Below are 21,523 nucleotides of genomic sequence, written 5' to 3'. Positions count from 1 at the left end.
GTTAAACGCTGCAACTGGTGTGCTGCCTCTCTTGCCGCTTGTAGCTTGTAACTTGCAGCTGCCTTTATTCTTTTAGTGGATTTTCCCATGAGTTCTGTTGCTGTGTTCAGCAAAGCCTCGCCGTTCGATGCACTGCAGCGCTGGCTACCCAAACTGGTGCTGGCGCCCAGCATGTTCATCGTGTTGGTGGGCTTCTACGGCTACATCCTGTGGACGTTTGTACTGTCGTTTACGACATCTACGTTCCTGCCAAGCTACAAATGGGCGGGTCTCGCGCAATATCAGCGTTTGTTCGACAACGACCGCTGGTGGGTCGCGAGCAAGAACCTGGCCCTGTTTGGCGGAATGTTTATCGGCATCACCTTGGTTATCGGCGTGACACTGGCGATCTTCCTCGACCAGAAAATCCGTCGCGAAGGCTTTATCCGCACCGTTTACCTGTACCCGATGGCGCTCTCGATGATCGTCACTGGTACCGCCTGGAAATGGCTGCTCAACCCGGGCATGGGCCTGGACAAACTTCTGCGTGACTGGGGCTGGGAAGGCTTCCGTCTCGATTGGCTGATCGACCCGGACCGCGTGGTCTACTGCCTGGTGATCGCCGCGGTATGGCAAGCTTCGGGCTTCATCATGGCGATGTTCCTCGCCGGCCTGCGGGGGGTTGATCAATCGATCATCCGCGCCGCGCAGATCGACGGCGCGAGCATGCCGCGCATCTACTGGAGCGTGGTGCTGCCGAGCCTGCGTCCGGTGTTCTTCAGTGCGGTGATGATCCTGGCGCACATTGCGATCAAGAGCTTCGACCTGGTGGCGGCGATGACTGCTGGCGGCCCCGGCTATTCGTCCGACCTGCCTGCGATGTTCATGTACTCGTTCACCTTCAGCCGTGGCCAGATGGGCGTGGGCTCGGCCAGTGCAATCCTGATGCTCGGTGCGATCCTCGCGATCATCGTGCCTTACCTCTACTCCGAGCTGAGGACCAAACGTAATGACTAGTCTCGTCTCCAAATCGCCCATCAGCCTGAGTCGCATCGCGATCTACGCGGTGCTGATCCTTGCCGTGCTGCTGTACCTGGTGCCGCTGGTGGTGATGCTGCTCACCAGCTTCAAGACCCCGGAAGACATCAGCACCGGCAACCTGCTGAGCTGGCCGACCGTGGTCTCCGGCATCGGTTGGGTCAAGGCCTGGGCCACCGTGGATGGCTACTTCTGGAACTCGATCAAGATCACCGTGCCCGCTGTGCTGATCTCCACCGCTATCGGTGCGTTGAACGGCTACGTGCTGTCGTTCTGGCGCTTCCGGGGTTCGCAGTTGTTCTTCGGTCTGTTGTTGTTCGGCTGCTTCCTGCCATTCCAGACCGTGCTGCTGCCGGCTTCCTTCACCCTCGGCAAGATGGGGCTCGCCAGCACCACCACCGGCCTGGTGTTTATCCATGTGGTCTACGGCCTGGCGTTCACCACGCTGTTTTTCCGTAATTACTACGTCAGCATTCCGGATGCGCTGATCAAAGCGGCGCGCCTGGACGGTGCCGGTTTCTTCACCATTTTCCGCCTGATCATCCTACCGATGTCGACCCCGATCATCATGGTCTGCCTGATCTGGCAGTTCACCCAGATCTGGAACGACTTCCTGTTCGGTGTGGTGTTCTCCAGTGGCGACTCCCAGCCCATCACGGTGGCGCTGAACAACCTGGTCAACACCAGCACCGGGGCCAAGGAATATAACGTGGACATGGCGGCGGCGATGATCGCCGGGCTGCCGACCCTGCTGGTCTATGTGATCGCAGGCAAGTATTTCGTGCGCGGCCTCACGGCCGGCGCGGTCAAGGGGTAATCATGGCTACGCTTGAACTTCGCAATGTAAACAAGACCTATGGCGCCGGCCTGCCCGACACCTTGAAGAACATCGAACTGTCGATCAAGGAAGGCGAATTCCTGATCCTGGTCGGCCCTTCGGGGTGCGGTAAATCCACGCTGATGAACTGCATCGCTGGCCTGGAAACCATCACCGGTGGCGCGATCATGATCGGTGATCAAGACGTGAGCGGCATGAGCCCCAAGGATCGCGACATCGCCATGGTGTTCCAGTCCTACGCGCTGTACCCGACCATGAGCGTGCGCGAGAACATCGAGTTCGGCCTCAAGATCCGCAAGATGCCCCAGGCCGAGATCGACGCTGAAGTGGCGCGCGTGGCCAAGCTGCTGCAGATCGAACACCTGCTCAACCGCAAGCCGGGCCAGCTATCCGGTGGCCAGCAACAGCGTGTGGCCATGGGCCGTGCCCTGGCGCGTCGGCCGAAGATCTACCTGTTCGACGAACCGCTGTCCAACCTCGACGCCAAGCTACGCGTCGAGATGCGCACCGAAATGAAACTGATGCACCAGCGTCTCAAGACCACCACGGTCTACGTGACCCACGACCAGATCGAAGCGATGACCCTGGGCGATAAAGTCGCGGTGATGAAGGACGGCATCATTCAGCAGTTCGGCACGCCAAAAGACATCTACAACAACCCGGCCAACCAGTTCGTGGCGAGCTTTATCGGTTCGCCGCCGATGAACTTCGTACCCCTGCGCCTGCAGCGCAAGGACGGTCGCCTGGTGGCCGTGCTCGACAGCGGCCAGGCCCGTTGCGAGCTGGCGCTGAACGTGACAGACGCGGGCCTTGAAGACCGCGACGTGATCCTGGGCTTGCGTCCCGAGCAAATCATGTTGGCGGCGGGTGAGGGCGACACGGCGTCGAGTATTCGTGCCGAAGTCCAGGTCACCGAGCCGACCGGCCCGGATACCCTGGTGTTTGTGCAACTCAACGACACCAAGGTCTGCTGCCGCCTGTCGCCCGACGTGGCACCCCAGGTGGGCGAGACCCTGACGTTGCAATTCGACCCTTCCAAGGTCTTGCTGTTCGACGCCCAAACGGGCGAGCGATTGGGCACTGCTTCCTCATTGCCTGAACAGGGGCATGCCGACAATGTGGCCCAATTCAAAGGCCGCTGAAGCAGATAACATGTTGTTTTAGATAAAAAAGTTAACCGCGTTAAATAAAAACAGTTTAATAACAATAAAGACGAGGATGTAGGGATGAAAAAGCAACACAACAACACTCGATTGATCTGCCAAATGTCAGCCGCAGCAGCCCTGGTTTTGTCCGCCAATGCGATGGCGGCCGATGCGTTCAGCGCTGATTCGAAGTGGATGACCGGCGATTGGGGCGGTGAACGTACCAAGCTGATCGAGCAAGGTATCGACATTAAGGCTGACTACGTAGGGGAGATGGGCTACAACGCGCATGGCGGTTACAACACCGACAAGACGGGCCGTTACGCCGACCAGTTCGGTTTGGGCGTAGCGCTGGATCTGCAAAAGCTGTGGGGTTGGGATAACACCCAGGCCAAGATCCAGTTCACCAACCGTAATGGCCAGAACATCTCCAACGACCGCATCGGCGACCCACGTGCCGGCACGCTCAGTTCGTCGATGGAAGTCTACGGCCGTGGCCACATGGTGCGTCTGACCCAGTTCTGGATCCAGCACCAGATGTTCGACAACAAGCTGGACGTCAAACTCGGCTACTTCGGTGAAGGCGAAGACTTCAATACCTTCCCGTGCGACTTCCAGAACCTGTCGTTCTGCGGCTCCCAGGTCGGCAACTACGTGAACACCTGGTACAACTGGCCCGTCAGCCAGGCCGCGATCCGCGTGAAGTACAACATCACGCCTGAGCTGTATGCGCAAATCGGTGCCTACAACCAGAACCCATCGCAGCTCGAGCACGGCAACGGCTTCAAGCTCAGCGGCAGCGGCACCAAGGGCACCGTGATTCCTGTGGAATTGGTTTGGTCGCCGAAGGTCAACAACCTGCCGGGCGAATACCGTGTGGGTTACTACAAGAGCGCGGCTGATGCTGCCGACGTACGTGAAGACGTGAACGGCAACGATGCGGCTACCACTCGCGCCGCGTACCGTACCCGCAGCAGCAAGAAAGGCTACTGGTTTGTTGCCCAACAGCAACTCACCACGCATAACGGCGACGCTTCCCGCGGCTTGAATATCGCGGCCAACGCCACCTTCCACGACAAAGAAACCAACCTGGTCGACAACTACCAGTCGTTGATGCTGGTGTACAAAGGCCCATTCGACGCACGTCCAAAAGATGACGTCGGCATTGGCGCTGCTCGCCTGCACGTCAACGATGACGTGAAGAAGAACGCTGAGCTGCTGAACGTCGCCAATGGCGTGAATGATTACGACAATGCGCTGTTCTCGCCCATTCGCGAAACCGAGTACAACTTCGAAATCAACTACGGCTTCCACGTTACCAACTGGCTGACCGTGCGTCCTAACCTGCAATACGTCGTCCAGCCTGGCGGCGTGGATAAAGTCGACAACGCGCTCGTGGCGGGTCTGAAAATTCAGTCTACGTTCTAACGCTGTTGCGATAAGCTCCTCTCTCTGTGCGCATTTTGCGGGTAGCCATGGCTATCCGCTTTTTTTTGGGTCGCATTGTGAAGATATTCAGGACCGTGGCACATGCATGAGCAACCGCTGCAACGTTTTTTCAAATCCCTGCGCGAGCGTCCAGTGTTCGCCTGGGAGCGCTTTCAGATGCGCGATGTATTGGTCATTGATCATCCGCTGTGCCAAGCGGTGTTCAGTCGCCAGGGCGCGCAGCTGTTGCACTTCCAACCCCGTGGCCAGAAACCCTGGTTGTGGTGTGCAGCCAAGTGGCCACAGGTGGGCGCCATCCGTGGTGGCGTACCGGTGTGCTGGCCGTGGTATGGCCGCCACCCGAGCGAAAATGCCTGGCCGTCCCATGGCTGGGCGCGGCTGATCGACTGGAAACTGCTCGACAGCAGCACTGACGACGAGGGTGTGCGCCTGCACTGGCAATTGCAGTTGTGCGACTGGCAGGTGGACTTGCACGCGCACCTGGGGGAGACCCTGGAACTGCGCCTGAGCACCGAGCACCAGGACGAGCTGCCGTGCCAGCTGAGCCATGCTTTGCACGCTTATTGGCGTATCGGTCACGTTGATGAGGTAGCGCTGTCTGGGCTTGATGGCGCGCAAGGTTACGACCAGCTCAATCGCCAGGTTTGCCAGCAGGAAGGTGAGCTAAGGGTAGAGGGCGGGTGCCAGCGGGTGTTTCAGCATGACGGTGAGTTGCAGCTCAAGGACCATGCCTGGCAGCGTGAACTGTGCATTGATACGGGTGACAGCGCCGACACGGTGGTGTGGCATCCCGGCAGCCGGCCACTGTTGGGGGTGAGCTTTAACGAGGCGTCGGGGTTTGTGTGCGTGGAGTCGGCGATGGCTGGGGCCAGTTTGGCGCCGGGGGAGAGGGCGCATTTGAGTTTGCAGGCGCGGGCAGGGTTTTAGCGGTGTGGCTGATGACGCTATCGCGGGCAAGCCCGGCGCCCACATGGGAATGCATTCCAGTGTGGAAGCGGGCTTGCCCGCGATCAGGCCGGTAGTGCCACCGCAAATGTCTGTTTAGTTGAACTCGTCGCCCACCGGATACCGGCTGTCATTCAAGCTTTCCTTGATCTTGCGCAAATGCGGCTGGAAATCCACGCCACGACGCAAAGTCATGCCGGTCGCCAACACATCCAGCACCGTCAACTGGATGATCCGCGAGGTCATCGGCATGTAGATGTCGGTGTCTTCCGGCAGCGGAATGTTCAAGCTCACCGTGCTGGCCTTGGCCAGCGGCGAATTCTCAGCCGTCACGCCCAGCACGGAAGCGCCGTTTTCCCGTGCGATCCGCGCCACTTCTACGAGCTCACGGGTACGCCCGGTGTAGGAAATGATCACGAACAACTCGCCCGTGTGCGCCACCGAGGCGATCATGCGCTGCATCAGCACGTCGGCGTGGGCGGTAACGGCCAGGTTGAAACGGAAGAACTTGTGCAGCGCATCCATGGCCACCGGGGCCGAAGCGCCCAGGCCGAAGAAGTGGATCTGCCGTGCCTGGATCAACAAATCCACGGCTTTGCTGATCAGGGCAGGGTCCAGCGCCTGGCAGGCACTGTCCAGCGAGGCGATGGCGCTGCCGAAGATTTTCTGGGTGTAGGCCTCAGGGTTATCATCGGCCCCCACCGCGTGGCTGACATACGCCGCGCCACTGGCCAGGCTTTGCGCCAGCTGCAATTTCAGTTCAGGGTAACCGCTCACGCCGAACGAACGGCAGAAACGGTTGACCGTCGGTTCACTGACCGAGGCAGCCTGGGCGAGGGCGGCGATGGAGAAGCGGGTCGCCTGCTGCGGGTTGAGCAGGATGACCTCGGCGACTTTTTTCTCTGCCTTGTTCAATTCTTCGAGGCGATTCCGGATCTGTTCCAGAAGATTTCGCACGCGGTCCATTCAGTCTTTCCTTCGGGCGACGATGCAAATAAAAGGTGGCGACCAATCGATGAGTGGTCTTTTGCGGTGGCCTATCCTACTGAGGGTAGCTGAACACCACCACTCGCAATGCGTATTTCGGGAAAATGTTGTGGTTATTACTACATTTTTCCTTGAGTGATGCCTTGAAAAAAGGTATTTGTAGCTTAACTTGATAAAAGAACAAACATCATGCCTTCGATAACCGTAGAACCCTGCACCTTTGCCCTGTTTGGCGCCTTGGGTGATCTGGCGCTGCGCAAGTTATTTCCTGCCCTCTATCAACTCGATGGCGCCGGGCTGCTGCACGACGACACGCGCATCCTGGCCCTGGCCCGTGAAGCCGGTTCCGAGCAACAACACCTGGCCCATATCGAGCAAGCACTGCGCAAATACGTCGGCAAGGAACTGGACGAAGCCATCGCCCAGCGTTTCCTCGCGCGCCTGACTTACGTTCACGTTGACTTCATGAAGGCTGATGACTATGTGGTCCTGGCTGAAATCGCCGGCACCGAGCAGCGTCTGATCGCCTATTTCGCCACGCCTGCAGCAGTCTACGGCGCGATCTGCGAGAACCTGTCCAAGGTCGGCCTGGCGGAAAACACCCGCGTCGTGCTGGAAAAGCCGATCGGTTCGGACCTGGAGTCCTCGCGCAAGGTCAATGACGCCGTTGCGCAGTATTTTCCGGAAAACCGCACCTACCGCATCGACCACTATCTGGGCAAGGAAACCGTCCAGAACCTGATCGCGCTGCGTTTCGCCAACAGTCTGTTCGAAACCCAGTGGAACCAGAATTACATTTCCCACGTGGAAATCACCGTGGCTGAGCAGGTCGGTATCGAGGGCCGTTGGGGCTACTTCGACAAGGCCGGCCAACTGCGCGACATGATCCAGAACCACCTGTTGCAACTGCTCTGCCTGATCGCCATGGACCCGCCGGCCGACCTGTCCGCCGACAGCATCCGCGACGAGAAGGTCAAGGTGCTCAAGGCCCTGGCGCCAATCAGCCCGGACGGGCTGACCACCCAAGTGGTGCGCGGCCAGTACATTGCCGGCTACAGCGCCGGCAAGCCAGTGCCGGGTTACCTGGAAGAAGAGAACTCCAACACCCAGAGCGACACTGAAACTTTCGTCGCCCTGCGCGCCGATATCCGCAACTGGCGTTGGGCCGGCGTGCCGTTCTACCTGCGCACCGGCAAGCGCATGCCGCAGAAGTTGTCGCAGATTGTCATCCACTTCAAGGAACCGTCCCACTACATCTTCGCCCCCGAGCAGCGCTTGCAGATCAGCAACAAGCTGATCATCCGCCTGCAACCGGACGAAGGTATTTCCTTGCGCGTGATGACCAAGGAGCAGGGCCTGGACAAGGGCATGCAACTGCGCAGCGGCCCACTGCAACTGAATTTTTCCGACACCTACCGCAGCGCACGGATTCCCGATGCTTATGAGCGGTTGTTGCTTGAAGTAATGCGCGGCAATCAGAACCTGTTTGTTCGCAAAGATGAAATCGAAGCCGCGTGGAAGTGGTGTGACCAGCTGATCGCCGGGTGGAAAAAATCCGGTGATGCGCCCAAGCCGTACGCGGCGGGTTCCTGGGGGCCGATGAGCTCGATTGCACTGATCACGCGGGATGGGAGGTCGTGGTATGGCGATATCTGAATTGAAACTGCCTCAGGGTGTCAGCGCCCATGAGTACCGTACGCCGGCCTTGTTGGCGGACGGTCTGGCCAATGACGTGGCCGAACAACTGCGCGGGGCTATCAGTGCCCGTGGCGAAGCGACCCTGGTCGTCTCCGGCGGGCGTAGCCCCGTGGCGTTTTTCCAGAACCTGGCCAAGCAAGGCCTGGACTGGTCCAAGGTCACGGTCACGCTGGCCGATGAGCGTTGGGTGCCGGTTGAGCACGCCGACAGCAATGCCGGCCTGTTGAAGCAACACCTGCTGCAGGGCCCGGCGGCCAAGGCCAGGTTCCTCAGCCTGTACAGCGCCGCAGCTAATCTTGAAGACGCTGCCGAGCAGGCTGATCGCCTGCTGGGCGAGTTGCCAGCCATCGATGTGCTGGTGCTCGGGATGGGCGATGACGGCCACACCGCATCGCTGTTCCCCAACAGCCCGAACCTGATTGAAGCCTTGCAGGCCGACGGTACCCGCCGTTGCTGGCCGATGCTGGCGCCGACCGTGCCACATCAGCGCCTGACCATGAGTCGCGCCCTGCTGGCCACTGCCCATTACACCGTCCTGTCGATTTCCGGCAGTTCGAAGTTGACCACCTTGAGCGCCGCGCTGGCCAGTGACGATGTCTCTGCCATGCCGATTCGCGCGTTTTTGCAACCTACATTAGAGATTTACTGGTGCCCATGAGCCAAGGATCAGCCGCTATGAAAAGCCCTCAACCGACCGTGTCCATGGCGGATAAAGTTGCCCTGATCGACAGCCTCTGCGCGAAGGCGCGGATCCTGCCGGTGATCACCATCGCCCGCGAACAGGACATCCTGCCGCTGGCCGATGCCTTGGCAGCCGGCGGTTTGACCGCATTGGAAGTGACCCTGCGTTCCGAGTTCGGCCTCAAGGCCATTCAGGTATTGCGCGAGCAACGCCCTGAACTGTGCACCGGTGCCGGCACTGTGCTGGATCGGCACATGCTCGAAGCGGCCGAAGTGGCGGGCTCGCAATTCATCGTCACCCCCGGCATTACCCGCGACCTGCTGGAAGCTTCGGTGCACAGCCCGATTCCGCTGCTGCCGGGCATCAGTAATGCGTCGGGCATCATGGAAGGCTATGGCCTGGGCTATCGCCGCTTCAAGCTGTTCCCCGCCGAAGTCAGCGGTGGCGTTGCTGCCATCAAGGCCCTCGGTGGCCCGTTTGGCGAAGTGAAATTCTGCCCGACTGGCGGCGTTAGCCCGGCCAATATCAAAAGCTACATGGCGTTGAAAAATGTGATGTGCGTGGGTGGCAGTTGGATGCTCGATCCTGAGTGGATCAAGAACGGCGACTGGGCCCGCATCCAGGAAGTCACCGCCGAAGCGCTGGCACTGTTGGATTGATCTGATTTATCGAATCGTTGTTGCTGTGCTTAACGGCATTTTTGCGGTGCACTTGGTCGGTGTGCCGCTTTTTTTTGCCTGCAGAAAACCTCAAGAACACTGATGTTCAGATGTGGGAACTGGCAAGCCAGCGCCCACATTTTTAATCTGCGTTCAGTTGGGTAATTGCTTGGACCAACACATTGATATCTGCCGATGAAGTCAGCAACCCCGGCGTCACCCGGATACAGGTGCCAAATGTTGCGCCGGTGCGGGTAGTGGTAAACAAGTCATAGTCCTTGAGTAGCCTATCCACCATCACCTGCTGATCCCGCCCGACAAACTTGAACGCCGTAATCCCGCAATACAGCCTCGGGTCATCCGGTGTCAGCACTTCAATCCCCGGCAACGCCCGCACCTGGCTTACCCACCGATCCCGCAGGTAGTTCACCCGCGCACCCTTGGCCGCCGAGCCACCCAACTCCCGGTGCTCTTCAAACACCAACGGCAAGGTCATCAGCGCTGGAAAGTTCGGCGTGCTGTAGGACGTGCGTGCGCGTACGTCGGTAGCCGGGTAGTGAAACTCGCCCATGTCCGTGTCGATATCGCCCAGGCGCTCCGGGGCGATGTACAGAAAGCCCAGGGTCAACGGCGCGCCGATCCATTTGTGCAAGTTGAAGCCGGCAAACTGAATGCCCAATTCGGCGAGGTTGAACTCGATCTGGCCCAGCGCGTGGGCGCCATCCAGGATCACATCGATTTCATGCGCGCGCGCCGCCTGGGCAATCGCTGCAACGGGCATGACCAGCCCGGTGCGGTGGGTAACGTGGGTCAGCGCCATCATTTTGAGGCGTGGGTACTTAACGAACGCTTCGCGATAAGTGTGCACCAGACTGTCGAAACTGGCCGGGTGCGTGTGGGACAGTTCGATCACCTCCACGCCACGATAGCCTGCCAGCCAGCGCATGGCGCCTTTCACGGTGTCGTACTCCAGGTCACTGATGAGCACTTGATCGCCCGGTTGCAGGCGGTTGTAGTTGCGGATCAGCGATTGCAGGGCGTCAGTGGCGTTACGGGTAAAGGCCACTGACGCTGGGTCGACATCCATTAGCCCGGCCAACTGCCGACGAATCTCGACGTTTTCGCCTGTTTCGAACGTCTGACGCACATAGAGCGAGTTGCTGCGGTTGATAAACGCAACGTGTTCCAGATACTGCGTTTGCACCGCTTGGCTCATGTGGCCGAAGTAGCCGTTTTCCAGATTGATCGGGCCGGGTTCCAGGGCGTAGCGCTGGGCGATGGTCAGCCAGTGACGTTCGTTGTCTGCACTGCGTGGCATAGGGCGCTCTTAATGACGAGGGGCGGGTTTACCGTGTTTAGCGCGCAGCGGTTCAAGCAATTCAGACAATCCGTTGCTGTCGATTTCCTGCATCAATGCCAGCAACCCGCCCAATTCGCCGTGAGGGAAGCCTTCACGGGCAAACCAGTTCAGGTAGGGGCCTGGCAGGTCGGCGATGATCCGTCCCTTGTATTTGCCGAAGGGCATTTCGCGGGTGATCAGTAGTTCGAGTTTTTCGGGGTTCATGGGCGCTTCGTGAAGGTCAGTCGTAGCAGTGGAAAATACAGGCATTCTGCATGAAGGCCAAATGACAGATCATGCAAAAAACGCAAATACAGAAGGTTCAAGAATTTTTAAGCTGTTGATTTACAAAGATAAATAGTTTTTAAAGAAGCTGGCACGGACGCTGCAATTCTTATTGCAACCTTCTAACCTGCCAAAGGAATTGAAAAATGACTGACATCAATAAAGAATCCATCTCCGTACTCAACGACCTGATCGAGACCAGCATTGACGGTCAAAAAGGTTTCAAAGAGTGCGCTGAAGACATCAAGCACCCAGAACTCAAAGCACTGTTTGCCAAACGTTCCACCGATTGCGCGACAGCTGCAGCTGAACTGAAAACCGCCGTACGTGCCCTGGGTGGCGATCCGGAAGATTCCGGCAGTGTTTCTGGCGCCCTGCACCGCGGCTGGGTCGATGTTAAATCGATGGTGACTGGTAAAGACGAAGAAGCTGTGCTGAATGAGGCCGAGCGCGGTGAAGACCACGCACTGAAGGCTTATCGTGAAGCGATTGAGAAAATCAACAAGCACAACCTGCTGGGTATTCGTGATCTGGTTGAGCGTCAGTACCACGGCGTACAACGCAACCACGACCAAGTAAAAGCCCTGCGTAACCAGGCTCGCGCTCAGTCGTAAGCTTCGGGCTGTAAATGCTGTAAACAATGTGGGAGCGGGCTTGCTTGCGAATGCGGTTTTTCAGTCTCATCTTTATTGACTGAACTATCGCTTTCGCGGGCAAGCCCGCTCCCACATTTGTAGTGCGTGAATCTTAAGATCTGGGTCAGCCGATGCTGATTGGCGGCAGCTCGGTCAAAGTAACAACCTGCTGCTTACGCGGCGCCAAAATCTCCGCCTCACCGTCCACCACCAATTCATCACGCTGGTTGAACACACGGGTGGCAATGCGCACACGAAACTTCGGCAACTTCTCGAGAATTTCCAGGCGCACGGTCAGGGTGTCGCCGATCTTCACTGGCTTCTGGAAGCTCATCTGCTGGCCAATGTAGATCGTGCCCGGCCCAGGCAACTCGCAAGCAACCGCCGCGCTGATCAGGGCGCCGCTGAACATGCCATGGGCGATACGCTCCTTGAACATGGTGGCCTTGGCGTATTCGGCGTCCAGGTGCACCGGGTTGTGGTCACCGGACATGGCGGCGAACAGCTGGATATCGCGCTCTTCCACCCGCTTGCTGTAGCTGGCGGTCTGGCCGACTTCGAGGGCTTCGTACGGGGTGTTGGTTACCTGGGTCATCTAAAGGTGCATCCTGTGGCTAATCGGTAATTTAATTGGCTGATTTTAAAAGGCTGATTTTCACAAAGAGGTCATTCGCAGCGAGTTGGCCTGCGTAATGTCAGGGCCTGGTCGAGCCACGTCAGCACATCCGCTGTAACGTGATCACGGTTGGTTTCATTGAACACTTCATGGCGCGCCTGCGGGTAGATATTCAGATGCAGGTGCTGGCAGCCGGCTTCACGCAACGCATGGGCCAGGCTTTTGAGACGCTTGCCTTCACTCACCGGATCACATTCGCCGCCCATCACCAGGATCGGCAGGCCCGGATCGATCTGCGCGAGATTGGACGCTTTGCTGATTTGCTGCAAGCCGCCGAGCAGGTCGATCCACAGTTGGTTGGTGCAGCGGAACCCACACAGCGGGTCATTGATGTAATTGTCAACTTCCGCCGGGTCACGGCTGAGCCAGTCGAAAGCGGTGCGATTGGGTTTGAACGCCTTGTTGAACGATCCAAACGACAGGAATTCGATCAGCGCACTGCGCCCGCGCAAACCCTGGCGCAAGCGTTCGGCCCGGGCAATCACGCGTGCGGCGCGATACAGCGCCACCGGCTGGAAATTCGAACCGCTGAGAATCACCCCATGCAGGCTGGCGCTATGGTGCAGCAAGTACGCCTGGGCGATATAACTGCCCATGCTGTGGCCCAGCAGAATGATCGGCAGCCCCGGCTGCTGTTGGCCGATATGCTGGTTGAGGCTGGCGAGGTCGCCCACCACTTTGTTCCAGCCGTCCTTTTCGGCGTAGAGGCCCAAGGAGCCTTCATCGGCAGTACGGCCATGGCCCCGCTGGTCCAGCGCATATAAACCGTAGCCGGCGCCGCACAAGGCTTCAGCCAGGCGTGCATAACGACCGCTGTGCTCGGCCATGCCATGGGACAGCATCACCACGGCCTTGGCGCAGCCGTCGGGCATCCATTGGTTGACGTACAGGCGGCTGCGGTCATTCGCGGTCAGCCAGAAGGTGCTGTGGTTCATGGCGGTTCCTTTGCTCACGTTCTGCTCAAGGTCTGCGTTGCAGTGTATAGCTCATCCCACGCAAGCGTCTGATCAGTGCGGGCACGTGTAGGAAGATTCACGCAATCAATGAAGCGCCGTCCTGTATTTGCCTGTTTGGCCATAGCTGCTAACGTCCCCAAAGCTCCGCTTTTTATCGCTGTACACTTTTGCAGCAGCAGCGGCCGGACACACTCAGGTAAGAGGACAAGAATAATGCAACCTGATTTCTGGAATGACAAACGCGCGGCGGGCGTTCCCAATGACATCGACCTGGGGGCCTACAAGTCGGTGATCGAAGTCTTCGAGCGCTCGTGCAAGACTTTTGCCGACCGTCCGGCATTCAGCAACATGGGCATCACCCTGACCTACGCCGAGCTTGAACGCCAGAGCGCGGCGTTTGCCGGCTACCTGCAACAGCACACCGACCTCAAGCCGGGCGAGCGTATCGCGGTACAAATGCCCAACGTGCTGCATTACCCGATTGCCGTGTTCGGCGCACTGCGCGCCGGGCTGATCGTGGTCAACACCAACCCGCTGTACACCCCGCGCGAGATGCGTCACCAGTTCAAGGACGCTGGCGTGCGGGCGCTGGTCTACCTCAACCTGTTCGGTTCGCGGGTGCAGGAAGTGTGCAGCGACACCGAGATCGACTACCTGATCGAAGCCAAGATGGGCGACTTCATGCCCGCCGCCAAGGGCTGGCTGGTCAATACCTTGGTCGATAAGGTCAAGAAGATGGTCCCGGCCTACAGTCTGCCGCGCGCCGTCTCCTTCAAGCGGGCGTTGCGCATGGGCTCGGGCCTGGGTCTTACCCGTCACCCGATGACCCTGGACGACATCGCCGTGCTGCAATACACCGGCGGCACCACCGGCCTGGCCAAGGGCGCGATGCTCACCCACGGCAACCTGGTGGCCAACATGCAACAGGTGCGCGCCTGCATGTCTCAGACCGGCGAGGACGGCCACCCGCTGATCAAGGAAGGGCAGGAGGTGATGATCGCGCCGCTGCCGCTGTACCACATCTATGCATTCACCGCGAACTGCATGTGCATGATGGTCTCCGGCAACCATAACGTGCTGATCACCAATCCACGGGACATCGGCGGCTTTATCAAAGAGCTGAAGAAGTGGCGGTTTACCGGGTTGTTGGGGCTAAACACGCTGTTTGTCGCGTTGATGGACCACCCGGACTTCAAGACCCTGGATTTCTCCCACCTCAAGCTCACCAACTCCGGCGGCACTGCGTTGATCAAGGCCACAGCTGAGCGTTGGGAGCAAATCACCGGCTGTGCGATTGGTGAGGGCTATGGCCTGACGGAAACCTCCCCGGTGGCCAGCACCAACCCGTACGGCAACAAATCCCGGCTGGGCACCGTGGGCATTCCGGTGCCGGCCACGGCGATGAAGGTGATTGATGATCAGGGCGTCGAGCTGCCGTTGGGCGAGCGCGGCGAGCTGTGCATCAAAGGCCCGCAGGTGATGAAGGGCTACTGGCAGCAACCGGCCGCCACCGCCGAGGCCCTGGACGCCGAGGGGTGGCTGAAGACCGGTGACATCGCGGTGATCGATGACGATGGCTTCGTGCGCATCGTCGACCGCAAGAAAGACCTGATCATCGTCTCGGGCTTCAACGTGTACCCCAACGAAATCGAAGACGTGGTGATGGCCCACCCGGCCGTGGCCAACTGCGCGGTGATCGGCGTGCCGGATGAGCGCACCGGGGAGGCGGTGAAGCTGTTTGTGGTGGCGCGCGCGGAGGGTGTGAGCCTTGAGGAGTTGAAGGCGTACTGCAAGATCAACTTCACGGGGTACAAAGTGCCTAAGCATATTGTGTTGCGCGAATCGTTGCCGATGACGCCGGTGGGGAAAATTCTGCGGCGTGAGCTGCGCGACATCGCCTGATTTGAAACAGGGTAAAAGATGCGGGAGCGGGCTTGCTCGCGAATGCGGTGGATCAGTCACCAAATGTATCGACTGAACCACTGCATTCGCGAGCAAGCCCGCTCCCACATTCTTATTTGTCGCTCTGTAGCGCGCATTCCAGAGCCATTTTCTAGCTTATAGAATCTTTGCTCTAAAAATGACCACTGGCTATTCTTGAGTCATGTTTATGACCGTAGGGCCCTCGTTTGGCTCTAGGCGGCCCTTGGCAAAGCTGCTACTCTCGGCGCGCTTTGTGACGTCTCGGCCTGCTTTAAAGCGCCAGATTCACCTAAAAACACACACCAATAATAATTGCATCAAATGCGATGATGAATTCGCGTCGCTGAGGAGTGGGCTTCCATGAACGAAGACTTTTGGAAGGATAAGTACCCCGCCGGGATTGCTGCAGAAATCAATCCAGACGAGTATCCGAATATTCAGGCGGTACTGAAGCAGTCCTGCCAGCGCTTCGCCAACAAACCGGCTTTCAGCAACCTGGGCAAGACAATCACCTACGGTGAATTGTACGAACTGTCCGGCGCCTTCGCCGCCTACCTGCAACAGCATACCGACTTGAAGCCCGGCGATCGAATCGCCGTGCAACTGCCCAACGTCCTGCAATACCCGGTCGCGGTGTTCGGCGCCATCCGTGCCGGCCTGATCGTGGTCAACACCAACCCGCTGTACACCGCGCGGGAAATGGAACACCAATTCAACGACTCCGGTGCCAAGGCCCTGATCTGCCTGGCCAACATGGCGCACCTGGCGGAAAAGGTCGTGCCCAAGACCGCCGTCAAGCATGTGATCGTCACCGAAGTCGCCGACCTGTTGCCGCCGCTCAAGCGTCTGCTGATCAACAGCGTCATCAAGTACGTTAAGAAAATGGTCCCGGCTTACCACTTGCCACAGGCGATCAAGTTCAACGACGTACTCGCCAAGGGCCATGGCCAGGCGGTCAACGAAGTCAGCCCGGCCAGCAGTGATGTGGCCGTGCTGCAATACACCGGCGGTACCACCGGCGTGGCCAAGGGCGCGATGCTCACCCACCGCAACCTGGTCGCCAACATGCTGCAATGCAAGGCGCTGATGGGCTCCAACCTCAACGAAGGCTGCGAGATCCTCATCACGCCGCTGCCGCTTTACCACATCTATGCGTTCACCTTTCATTGCATGGCGATGATGCTGATCGGTAACCACAACATCCTGATCAGCAACCCGCGTGACCTGCCGGCGATGGTCAAGGAACTGTCGAAGTGGAAGTTCAGCGGCTTTGTCGGCCTGAATACCCTGTTCGTGGCGCTGTGCAACAACGAAGCGTTCCGCAAGCTGGACTTCTCTGCGCTGAAAGTCACCTTGTCGGGCGGTATGGCCCTGCAACTGGCGGCGGCCGAGCGTTGGAAGGCCGTGACCGGCTGTGGCATCTGCGAAGGTTACGGCATGACCGAAACCAGCCCGGTGGCGACGGTGAACCCGATCCAGCATATCCAGCTCGGTACCATCGGGATTCCGGTGCCGTCCACTGTGTGTAAAGTCATTTCCGACGACGGCACCGAGCTGGCGCTGGGCGAAACCGGCGAGCTGTGCGTCAAGGGCCCGCAAGTCATGAAGGGTTACTGGCAGCGCCAGGACGCCACCGACGAGATGCTCGACAGCGAAGGTTGGCTGAAGACCGGCGACATCGCGATCATCCAGCCCGACGGCTACATGCGCATTGTCGACCGCAAGAAGGACATGATCCTGGTCTCGGGCTTCAACGTGTACCCCAACGAGCTCGAAGACGTACTGGCGGGCCTGCCGGGCGTGCTGCAGTGCGCAGCCATCGGCGTGCCGGACGAGAAGTCCGGGGAGCACATCAAGCTGTTTATCGTGGTCAAGCCGGGCGCAACCCTGACCAAGGAGCAGGTGATGGAGCATATGCGCGCCAACGTCACCGCCTACAAAGTGCCCAAGGCGGTGGAGTTCCGTGATGCGTTGCCGACCACCAACGTGGGCAAGATCCTGCGGCGTGAATTGCGCGATGAAGAGTTGAAGAAGCTCGGTCTGAAAAAGTAACCCATAAAAAACCCCGCAAATGCGGGGTTTTTATTGGGCTATCGCAGGCAAGCCTGCTCCACATTTTTAATCCGGTGTTTACAGGGCGAACGGGGCGAAGCTCACGCCTGCACCCGCCGGGCGCACGTCCTTCAAGAACGAATCCTTATCCGCACTCAGCTCCAGGGTGATCTCCGGGCTACGCTTGCCCGCATTACGCACCACCAGGCCTTCGACCTTCTCACGCAAAAACACCGTCGGCACCTTCAGGTGCAGCAACTGGTCAGTCTCGGCATTGTGCATCAACAAGTGAATCCACTCGTACTGGCCCACGGCGATACGGCCCAGCGGCAGGTCGAACCACCAGATGTTGCGTTTCTGGTCCAGTTCGGTGAAGTGGCAGTTGTTGACGCCGAGTACGGCACCGCCCAGTTCAGTGTTTCTGCGGGCGATAGCCTGTGCTTTATTGAGTTTCATAACCTTCCTACGGGATCTGTTATTCAGCGTTGTAGCCTGAATGTGCCGGGCATTCTCGTGGGTTGGCCACAAAACATAAAGCCCAACCTGCGGATGGCGATGAAATGCACAGGCAAAAATAATTGAAACTCTGCCAAACCGCCTCGGGTCAATCTTTACGTGATGACCAAAAACCATCGATTGTTCCAGGAGAAATACCATGAGCAGCACATCGGATAAGGTAAAAGGTGTAGCGAACGAAGTGGCCGGCAACGTGAAGCAAGGTGTCGGTAAAGTGACTGGCGACGACAAACTGCGCGCTGAAGGTCTGGTACAAGAAAAGAAAGGCGAAGTGCAGAAAGCGGTCGGCGATACCAAAGACGCTGTGAAAAAAGCGACCCAGTAATTTCGAATCGCTGGCTGGCTTTACGCAGCCCGACGGCCATCCACGGATGGCCGTTTTTGTATCCGCCGTTGCAACTAAACTTTCGAAATTGTTTCAAAGTCGCCAAATGGGCTACTTTGATGTAGAAAACGGCCCCTGAGTCGCCCACGAACTCAACCTTTTGCGGCGAAAGGAGACGCTATGCTTTTTCCGGTATTACAAGGCCTCAAACTGCACAAAGTGCTGGTGCGCACCGTCACGGAATTCGTCGATGACGAGATGCCCACCTACGCCTCGGCGCTGGCCTACCAGATGCTGTTCTCGCTGTTTCCCTTTCTGCTGTTCCTGATCGCGCTGATCGGTTTCCTGCACCTGCCGGATTTCTTCTCCTGGCTGCGCCTGCAGTCGGAGCTGGTGTTGCCGCCCCAGGCGCTGGAGCAGGTCAACCCGGTCATCGACCAGTTGCAGCAATCCAAGGGTGGCCTGCTGTCCGTGGGTATCGTGATCGCGCTGTGGACGGCTTCGGCCGGCGTGCGCCTGATGATGAGTGCGATGAACGCCGCCTACGACGTGGTTGAAGGCCGGCCGATCTGGAAGCGTTTCCCGCTGTCGATTCTCTATACCATCGGTATTGCCGGCATGCTGTTGGCCGCCGCCGCGCTGATGGTGCTTGGCCCGCAGGTGATGGAGTGGATCGCCGCGCAGATCGGCATGCAGGAATTCGTGGTCACCCTGTGGACCATCCTGCGCTGGCCGCTGATCGTGATCCTGCTGATGTTCGCCGTGGCCCTCATGTACTACGTGATGCCCGACGTCGAGCAGGAATTCCGTTTTATCACGCCAGGCTCGGTGCTGGCGGTGGTGGTGTGGATCGTCGCGTCCCTGGGCTTTGGCTATTACGTCAAAACCTTTGCCGACTACAACGCCATGTATGGCAGTATCGGCGCAATTATCGTGCTGCTCCTGTACTTCTATATTTCCGCCGCGGTGCTGCTGCTGGGTGCGGAGATGAATGCAGTGATCGAACACATGTCCGCCGAAGGTAAGGAACCGGGTGAAAAAGAGTTTGATGCGCCGGCTCATACCACTGAAAAACAGCACGTCTCAGGCCTCGGCCGGGACCATTCCAAGCCCACCCCTGACGAAGTCTGATCGATGATCCGTGAAATCCTGAAAATGGGCGACGAGCGCCTGCTGCGTATCGCGCCGCCGGTTCCGCCGGAAATGTTCGACAGCCCCGAGCTGTGGCAATTGATCGATGACATGTTCCAGACCATGGAGCATGTGGGTGGCGTCGGCCTGGCCGCACCGCAGATTGGTGTCGACCTGCAATTGGTGATCTTTGGTTTCGAGTCCAGCGAACGCTACCCGGACGCGCCGCCGGTGCCGCAGACCATCCTGATCAACCCGCTGATCACACCACTGAGCCCAGCGCTGGAGGAGGGCTACGAAGGTTGCCTGTCTGTGCCGGGCCTGCGTGGCGCGGTGAGCCGTTACCAGCAGATTCGCTACGAGGGCTTCGATCCGAAGGGTGAGCCTATCGTGCGTTTTGCCGATGGTTTTCATGCGCGGGTGGTGCAGCATGAGTGCGATCACTTGATCGGCCGTTTGTACCCGTCACGGGTTACGGATTTCAGTAAGTTCGGGTTTATTGACGTGATGTTCCCGGAGCTCGAGCCCACTGCTGACGAATAGCTTTCAGATCCAATGAGGTCCAAATGTGGGAGCGAGCAAGCCCGCTTCCACTTTGAGCCTGCGTTCTGCTCAGGTTATTTAGCAGGCTTTACGAACCGCAACGTCCTCCCATCCTTTTTCTTCAGGTTTTCTTCGGATGTGCGTGCGTAAGCACTGCTGCTTGCGGCCTGCACGGCGGCGATGGATGGCGATAGCCGTCGCGGGCGCTGTTGGCCGGGTCGCGCCAACTGCCGGCGAGCACGTTCTGGTATTGCTTGGCGCTGATCGGTGCCTCGGCTGCCTGGCTCAAGACCGGAGCGAGCAGGGCGGTGAGGGAGAGAACTGCAAGCGTCGTGTTCATGATCATCCTGTAAAGCGCCACTGTGCCACCGAGGCTAGCATGGGGCTCGCAGGCGCTGATCACACATTATCCGGGGTCGACGTCACCAAACGATCCAAGCCCATCGCGATCATGGGTTTGTTGCGTTTGTAGCGCACCAACCGCTCGCTAAGCGATTGCGGCAGCAGCGTGTCCTGAGTGAATCCCATGCGCTGGTATAGCCCTTCCAGATCCGGATGACACAACAACCAAACGGTTCCCTCGCAAGCAGTCACCGCCGTAAGAATCAATCGCGCCGCCAACCCCTGGCCGCGATACGCGGGTGCCACACACACACCGGTCAACCACTGCCCACCCACCACCGGCGTGAGGCACAGCCCCGCGACGATCTCACCCTCCCGGGCCACCCACAAACGCCCGCCCTTGAGCGCCTTCATCGGCGAATTATGGCTGCGGTAAAACTTGTTCAGCAGCGGCCACAACGGCTCTGCCAGCGGTTCGATGTGTAATTCGGGCATGGTGTTCAGGCAGCGTTATCAAGGGCTGGGGATTATAAGCGCCTTCTACGTCGCAATAGGTGGTATACCCAGTGCTACATCCCCTGTTCAGTGGAGCACGCATCATGGCCAAAGGTATGGATTCAAAGAAAGCCGCGAAGAAAAAACCGGCAAAGACCGCCGATGAAAAACGCGCTGACAAGAAAGCCAAGAAAACCGAGACAGGTCTGTTCGGTCACTGAGACCCGTTTTTGAATGAACTCAGCTTTCGGGGGATTCGGCGGCCAGCGAGGCAATCACTGCTGGCCGCTCACCGACCCGCTGCTCAAATGCCGCCAGCGCCGGCCACTCGCTCAGATCAATCGCGTGAAAGGCCGCCCAGCGCAGCACCACGAACAGGTACGCATCCGCGACTGAGAACTGCGAACCCAGCAAGTAATCCTGGCGTTCCAGCGTCTGCACCAGCACCGCAAAACGCTTGAACAGCGTCGCCTGGAACATGGCTCGCACCTCGCCCTGAATCGCATCATTGAAGAACACCGCCAACCCACCATGTACTTCGGTGGCGATAAAATTCAGCCATTCCTGCAAACGCACACGCTCCCAGCGGCCATTGGCCGGCGCTAGATTTGCTGTGGGTTTCAGGTCAGCCAGATACTGCAGGATCGCGCTGGCTTCGGTCAGCACCTGGCCGTTGTCCAGTTTCAGCGCTGCAACGTAGCCCTTGGGGTTGATCTGCAGGAAGTCTTCGCCGTCGGCGGTGGTCTTGGCCTGGTTATCGACCCGCACCAGGTCGAACGGCAACGCCAGTTCGCGCAGCACGATATGCGGTGCGAGGGAGCAGGCGTGGGGGAAGAAATACAGTTTCATCTTGAACAGCTCCGTTGAATTTGCGCCAGTCTCGCG

The 21,523-nt window shown here is 58.7% G+C and carries 22 protein-coding genes and 1 pseudogene; 14 read left to right on the top strand and 9 right to left on the bottom strand.

Annotated elements, in window-relative coordinates; genetic code table 11:
* The first annotated feature begins 87 nt into the window (after window positions 1-87).
* From AACY44_RS07755 to AACY44_RS07735, 5 genes are all read left to right on the top strand, one after another.
* A complete protein-coding gene (locus tag AACY44_RS07755; protein ID WP_339417113.1) occupies window positions 88-996 on the top strand; it encodes a carbohydrate ABC transporter permease in 909 nt (302 codons plus the stop codon).
* A complete protein-coding gene (locus tag AACY44_RS07750) occupies window positions 989-1,834 on the top strand; it encodes a carbohydrate ABC transporter permease (protein ID WP_065873551.1) in 846 nt (281 codons plus the stop codon). Before AACY44_RS07755 ends, AACY44_RS07750 begins: the two co-directional genes overlap by 8 nt.
* Before the next feature lie 2 nt (window positions 1,835-1,836).
* On the top strand, window positions 1,837-2,997 hold the full coding sequence (locus AACY44_RS07745; protein ID WP_339455864.1) for an ABC transporter ATP-binding protein: 1,161 nt from the start codon (window positions 1,837-1,839) through the stop codon (window positions 2,995-2,997).
* 84 nt (window positions 2,998-3,081) lie between these two features.
* Entirely contained in the window at window positions 3,082-4,428 is a 1,347-nt protein-coding gene (locus tag AACY44_RS07740; RefSeq protein WP_339436045.1) for a carbohydrate porin, read from the top strand.
* A 102-nt stretch (window positions 4,429-4,530) separates the two neighbouring features.
* Window positions 4,531-5,376, top strand: a complete 846-nt coding sequence (locus tag AACY44_RS07735) for a D-hexose-6-phosphate mutarotase (protein WP_339417109.1) — start codon at window positions 4,531-4,533, stop codon at window positions 5,374-5,376.
* Window positions 5,377-5,490: 114 nt separating this feature from the next.
* Here the strand turns inward: AACY44_RS07735 and AACY44_RS07730 are convergent, their stop codons facing one another.
* Complete coding sequence (locus AACY44_RS07730; protein ID WP_339417331.1) at window positions 5,491-6,351, bottom strand: MurR/RpiR family transcriptional regulator; 861 nt, start codon at window positions 6,349-6,351, stop codon at window positions 5,491-5,493.
* Window positions 6,352-6,570: 219 nt separating this feature from the next.
* On the opposite strand from AACY44_RS07730, the gene zwf reads away from it, so the two are divergent.
* The 3 genes from zwf to AACY44_RS07715 are packed head-to-tail and all read left to right on the top strand — an operon-like array spanning window position 6,571 to window position 9,420.
* Window positions 6,571-8,037, top strand: a complete 1,467-nt coding sequence (gene zwf / locus AACY44_RS07725) for a glucose-6-phosphate dehydrogenase (RefSeq protein WP_339455862.1) — start codon at window positions 6,571-6,573, stop codon at window positions 8,035-8,037.
* A complete protein-coding gene (gene pgl / locus AACY44_RS07720) occupies window positions 8,024-8,737 on the top strand; it encodes a 6-phosphogluconolactonase (protein ID WP_339417107.1) in 714 nt (237 codons plus the stop codon). Before zwf ends, pgl begins: the two co-directional genes overlap by 14 nt.
* Window positions 8,738-8,754: 17 nt before the next feature.
* Window positions 8,755-9,420 (top strand): bifunctional 4-hydroxy-2-oxoglutarate aldolase/2-dehydro-3-deoxy-phosphogluconate aldolase, encoded by a 666-nt coding sequence (locus AACY44_RS07715; RefSeq protein ID WP_065873545.1) that lies wholly within the window; start codon window positions 8,755-8,757, stop codon window positions 9,418-9,420.
* A gap of 142 nt (window positions 9,421-9,562) precedes the next feature.
* Here AACY44_RS07715 and AACY44_RS07710 read toward each other — a convergent pair whose 3' ends face one another.
* Complete coding sequence (locus AACY44_RS07710; protein ID WP_339530005.1) at window positions 9,563-10,738, bottom strand: aminotransferase class V-fold PLP-dependent enzyme; 1,176 nt, start codon at window positions 10,736-10,738, stop codon at window positions 9,563-9,565.
* Between the two features lie 9 nt (window positions 10,739-10,747).
* Window positions 10,748-10,984 carry a DUF3820 family protein gene (locus tag AACY44_RS07705; protein WP_010208204.1) on the bottom strand — a complete coding sequence of 79 codons (237 nt, stop codon included), beginning with the start codon at window positions 10,982-10,984 and terminating at the stop codon, window positions 10,748-10,750.
* Between the two features lie 206 nt (window positions 10,985-11,190).
* Between AACY44_RS07705 and AACY44_RS07700 the strand changes: the two genes are divergently transcribed.
* Window positions 11,191-11,658, top strand: coding sequence for a ferritin-like domain-containing protein (locus tag AACY44_RS07700; protein WP_339417105.1), 468 nt, complete (start codon window positions 11,191-11,193; stop codon window positions 11,656-11,658).
* 145 nt (window positions 11,659-11,803) lie between these two features.
* Here AACY44_RS07700 and AACY44_RS07695 read toward each other — a convergent pair whose 3' ends face one another.
* Window positions 11,804-12,274: a MaoC family dehydratase gene (locus AACY44_RS07695; protein WP_339417104.1), complete on the bottom strand. Its 471-nt coding sequence runs from the start codon at window positions 12,272-12,274 to the stop codon at window positions 11,804-11,806.
* 71 nt (window positions 12,275-12,345) lie between these two features.
* A complete protein-coding gene (locus AACY44_RS07690) occupies window positions 12,346-13,290 on the bottom strand; it encodes an alpha/beta hydrolase (protein ID WP_339417103.1) in 945 nt (314 codons plus the stop codon).
* A gap of 234 nt (window positions 13,291-13,524) precedes the next feature.
* Here AACY44_RS07690 and fadD2 point away from each other — a divergent pair, with 234 nt between their 5' ends.
* Window positions 13,525-15,213, top strand: a complete 1,689-nt coding sequence (fadD2, locus tag AACY44_RS07685; RefSeq protein WP_339417102.1) for a long-chain-fatty-acid--CoA ligase FadD2 — start codon at window positions 13,525-13,527, stop codon at window positions 15,211-15,213.
* 381 nt (window positions 15,214-15,594) lie between these two features.
* Window positions 15,595-17,286, top strand: a complete 1,692-nt coding sequence (gene fadD1, locus AACY44_RS07680) for a long-chain-fatty-acid--CoA ligase FadD1 (protein ID WP_065873541.1) — start codon at window positions 15,595-15,597, stop codon at window positions 17,284-17,286.
* Window positions 17,287-17,364: 78 nt separating this feature from the next.
* On the opposite strand, the gene AACY44_RS07675 is transcribed toward fadD1, so the two are convergent.
* Window positions 17,365-17,742: a hypothetical protein gene (locus AACY44_RS07675; RefSeq protein WP_339417100.1), complete on the bottom strand. Its 378-nt coding sequence runs from the start codon at window positions 17,740-17,742 to the stop codon at window positions 17,365-17,367.
* A 199-nt stretch (window positions 17,743-17,941) separates the two neighbouring features.
* On the opposite strand from AACY44_RS07675, the gene AACY44_RS07670 reads away from it, so the two are divergent.
* The 3 genes from AACY44_RS07670 (at window position 17,942) to def (ending at window position 19,801) form a co-directional block, all read left to right on the top strand.
* Window positions 17,942-18,127, top strand: coding sequence for a CsbD family protein (locus AACY44_RS07670; RefSeq protein ID WP_339417098.1), 186 nt, complete (start codon window positions 17,942-17,944; stop codon window positions 18,125-18,127).
* 180 nt (window positions 18,128-18,307) lie between these two features.
* Window positions 18,308-19,258, top strand: coding sequence for a YihY/virulence factor BrkB family protein (locus AACY44_RS07665; RefSeq protein WP_339417097.1), 951 nt, complete (start codon window positions 18,308-18,310; stop codon window positions 19,256-19,258).
* A gap of 3 nt (window positions 19,259-19,261) precedes the next feature.
* Window positions 19,262-19,801, top strand: coding sequence for a peptide deformylase (gene def, locus AACY44_RS07660; protein ID WP_339417096.1), 540 nt, complete (start codon window positions 19,262-19,264; stop codon window positions 19,799-19,801).
* Window positions 19,802-19,914: 113 nt separating this feature from the next.
* Here def and AACY44_RS07655 read toward each other — a convergent pair.
* The 3 genes and pseudogenes from AACY44_RS07655 to gstA all read right to left on the bottom strand — a co-directional run.
* Window positions 19,915-20,141: pseudogene (locus AACY44_RS07655) on the bottom strand (methyltransferase); the annotation flags it as partial.
* Between the two features lie 59 nt (window positions 20,142-20,200).
* Entirely contained in the window at window positions 20,201-20,638 is a 438-nt protein-coding gene (locus AACY44_RS07650; protein ID WP_339438097.1) for a GNAT family N-acetyltransferase, read from the bottom strand.
* A 240-nt stretch (window positions 20,639-20,878) separates the two neighbouring features.
* Window positions 20,879-21,487, bottom strand: coding sequence for a glutathione transferase GstA (gene gstA / locus AACY44_RS07645; RefSeq protein ID WP_339417092.1), 609 nt, complete (start codon window positions 21,485-21,487; stop codon window positions 20,879-20,881).
* Window positions 21,488-21,523: the final 36 nt, after the last annotated feature.

It is taken from the genome of Pseudomonas sp. RA_15y_Pfl1_P11 (assembly GCF_963970975.1).
Lineage (GTDB): Bacteria > Pseudomonadota > Gammaproteobacteria > Pseudomonadales > Pseudomonadaceae > Aquipseudomonas > Aquipseudomonas tritici.
This window is presented reverse-complemented; position numbering and strand designations above follow the sequence as displayed.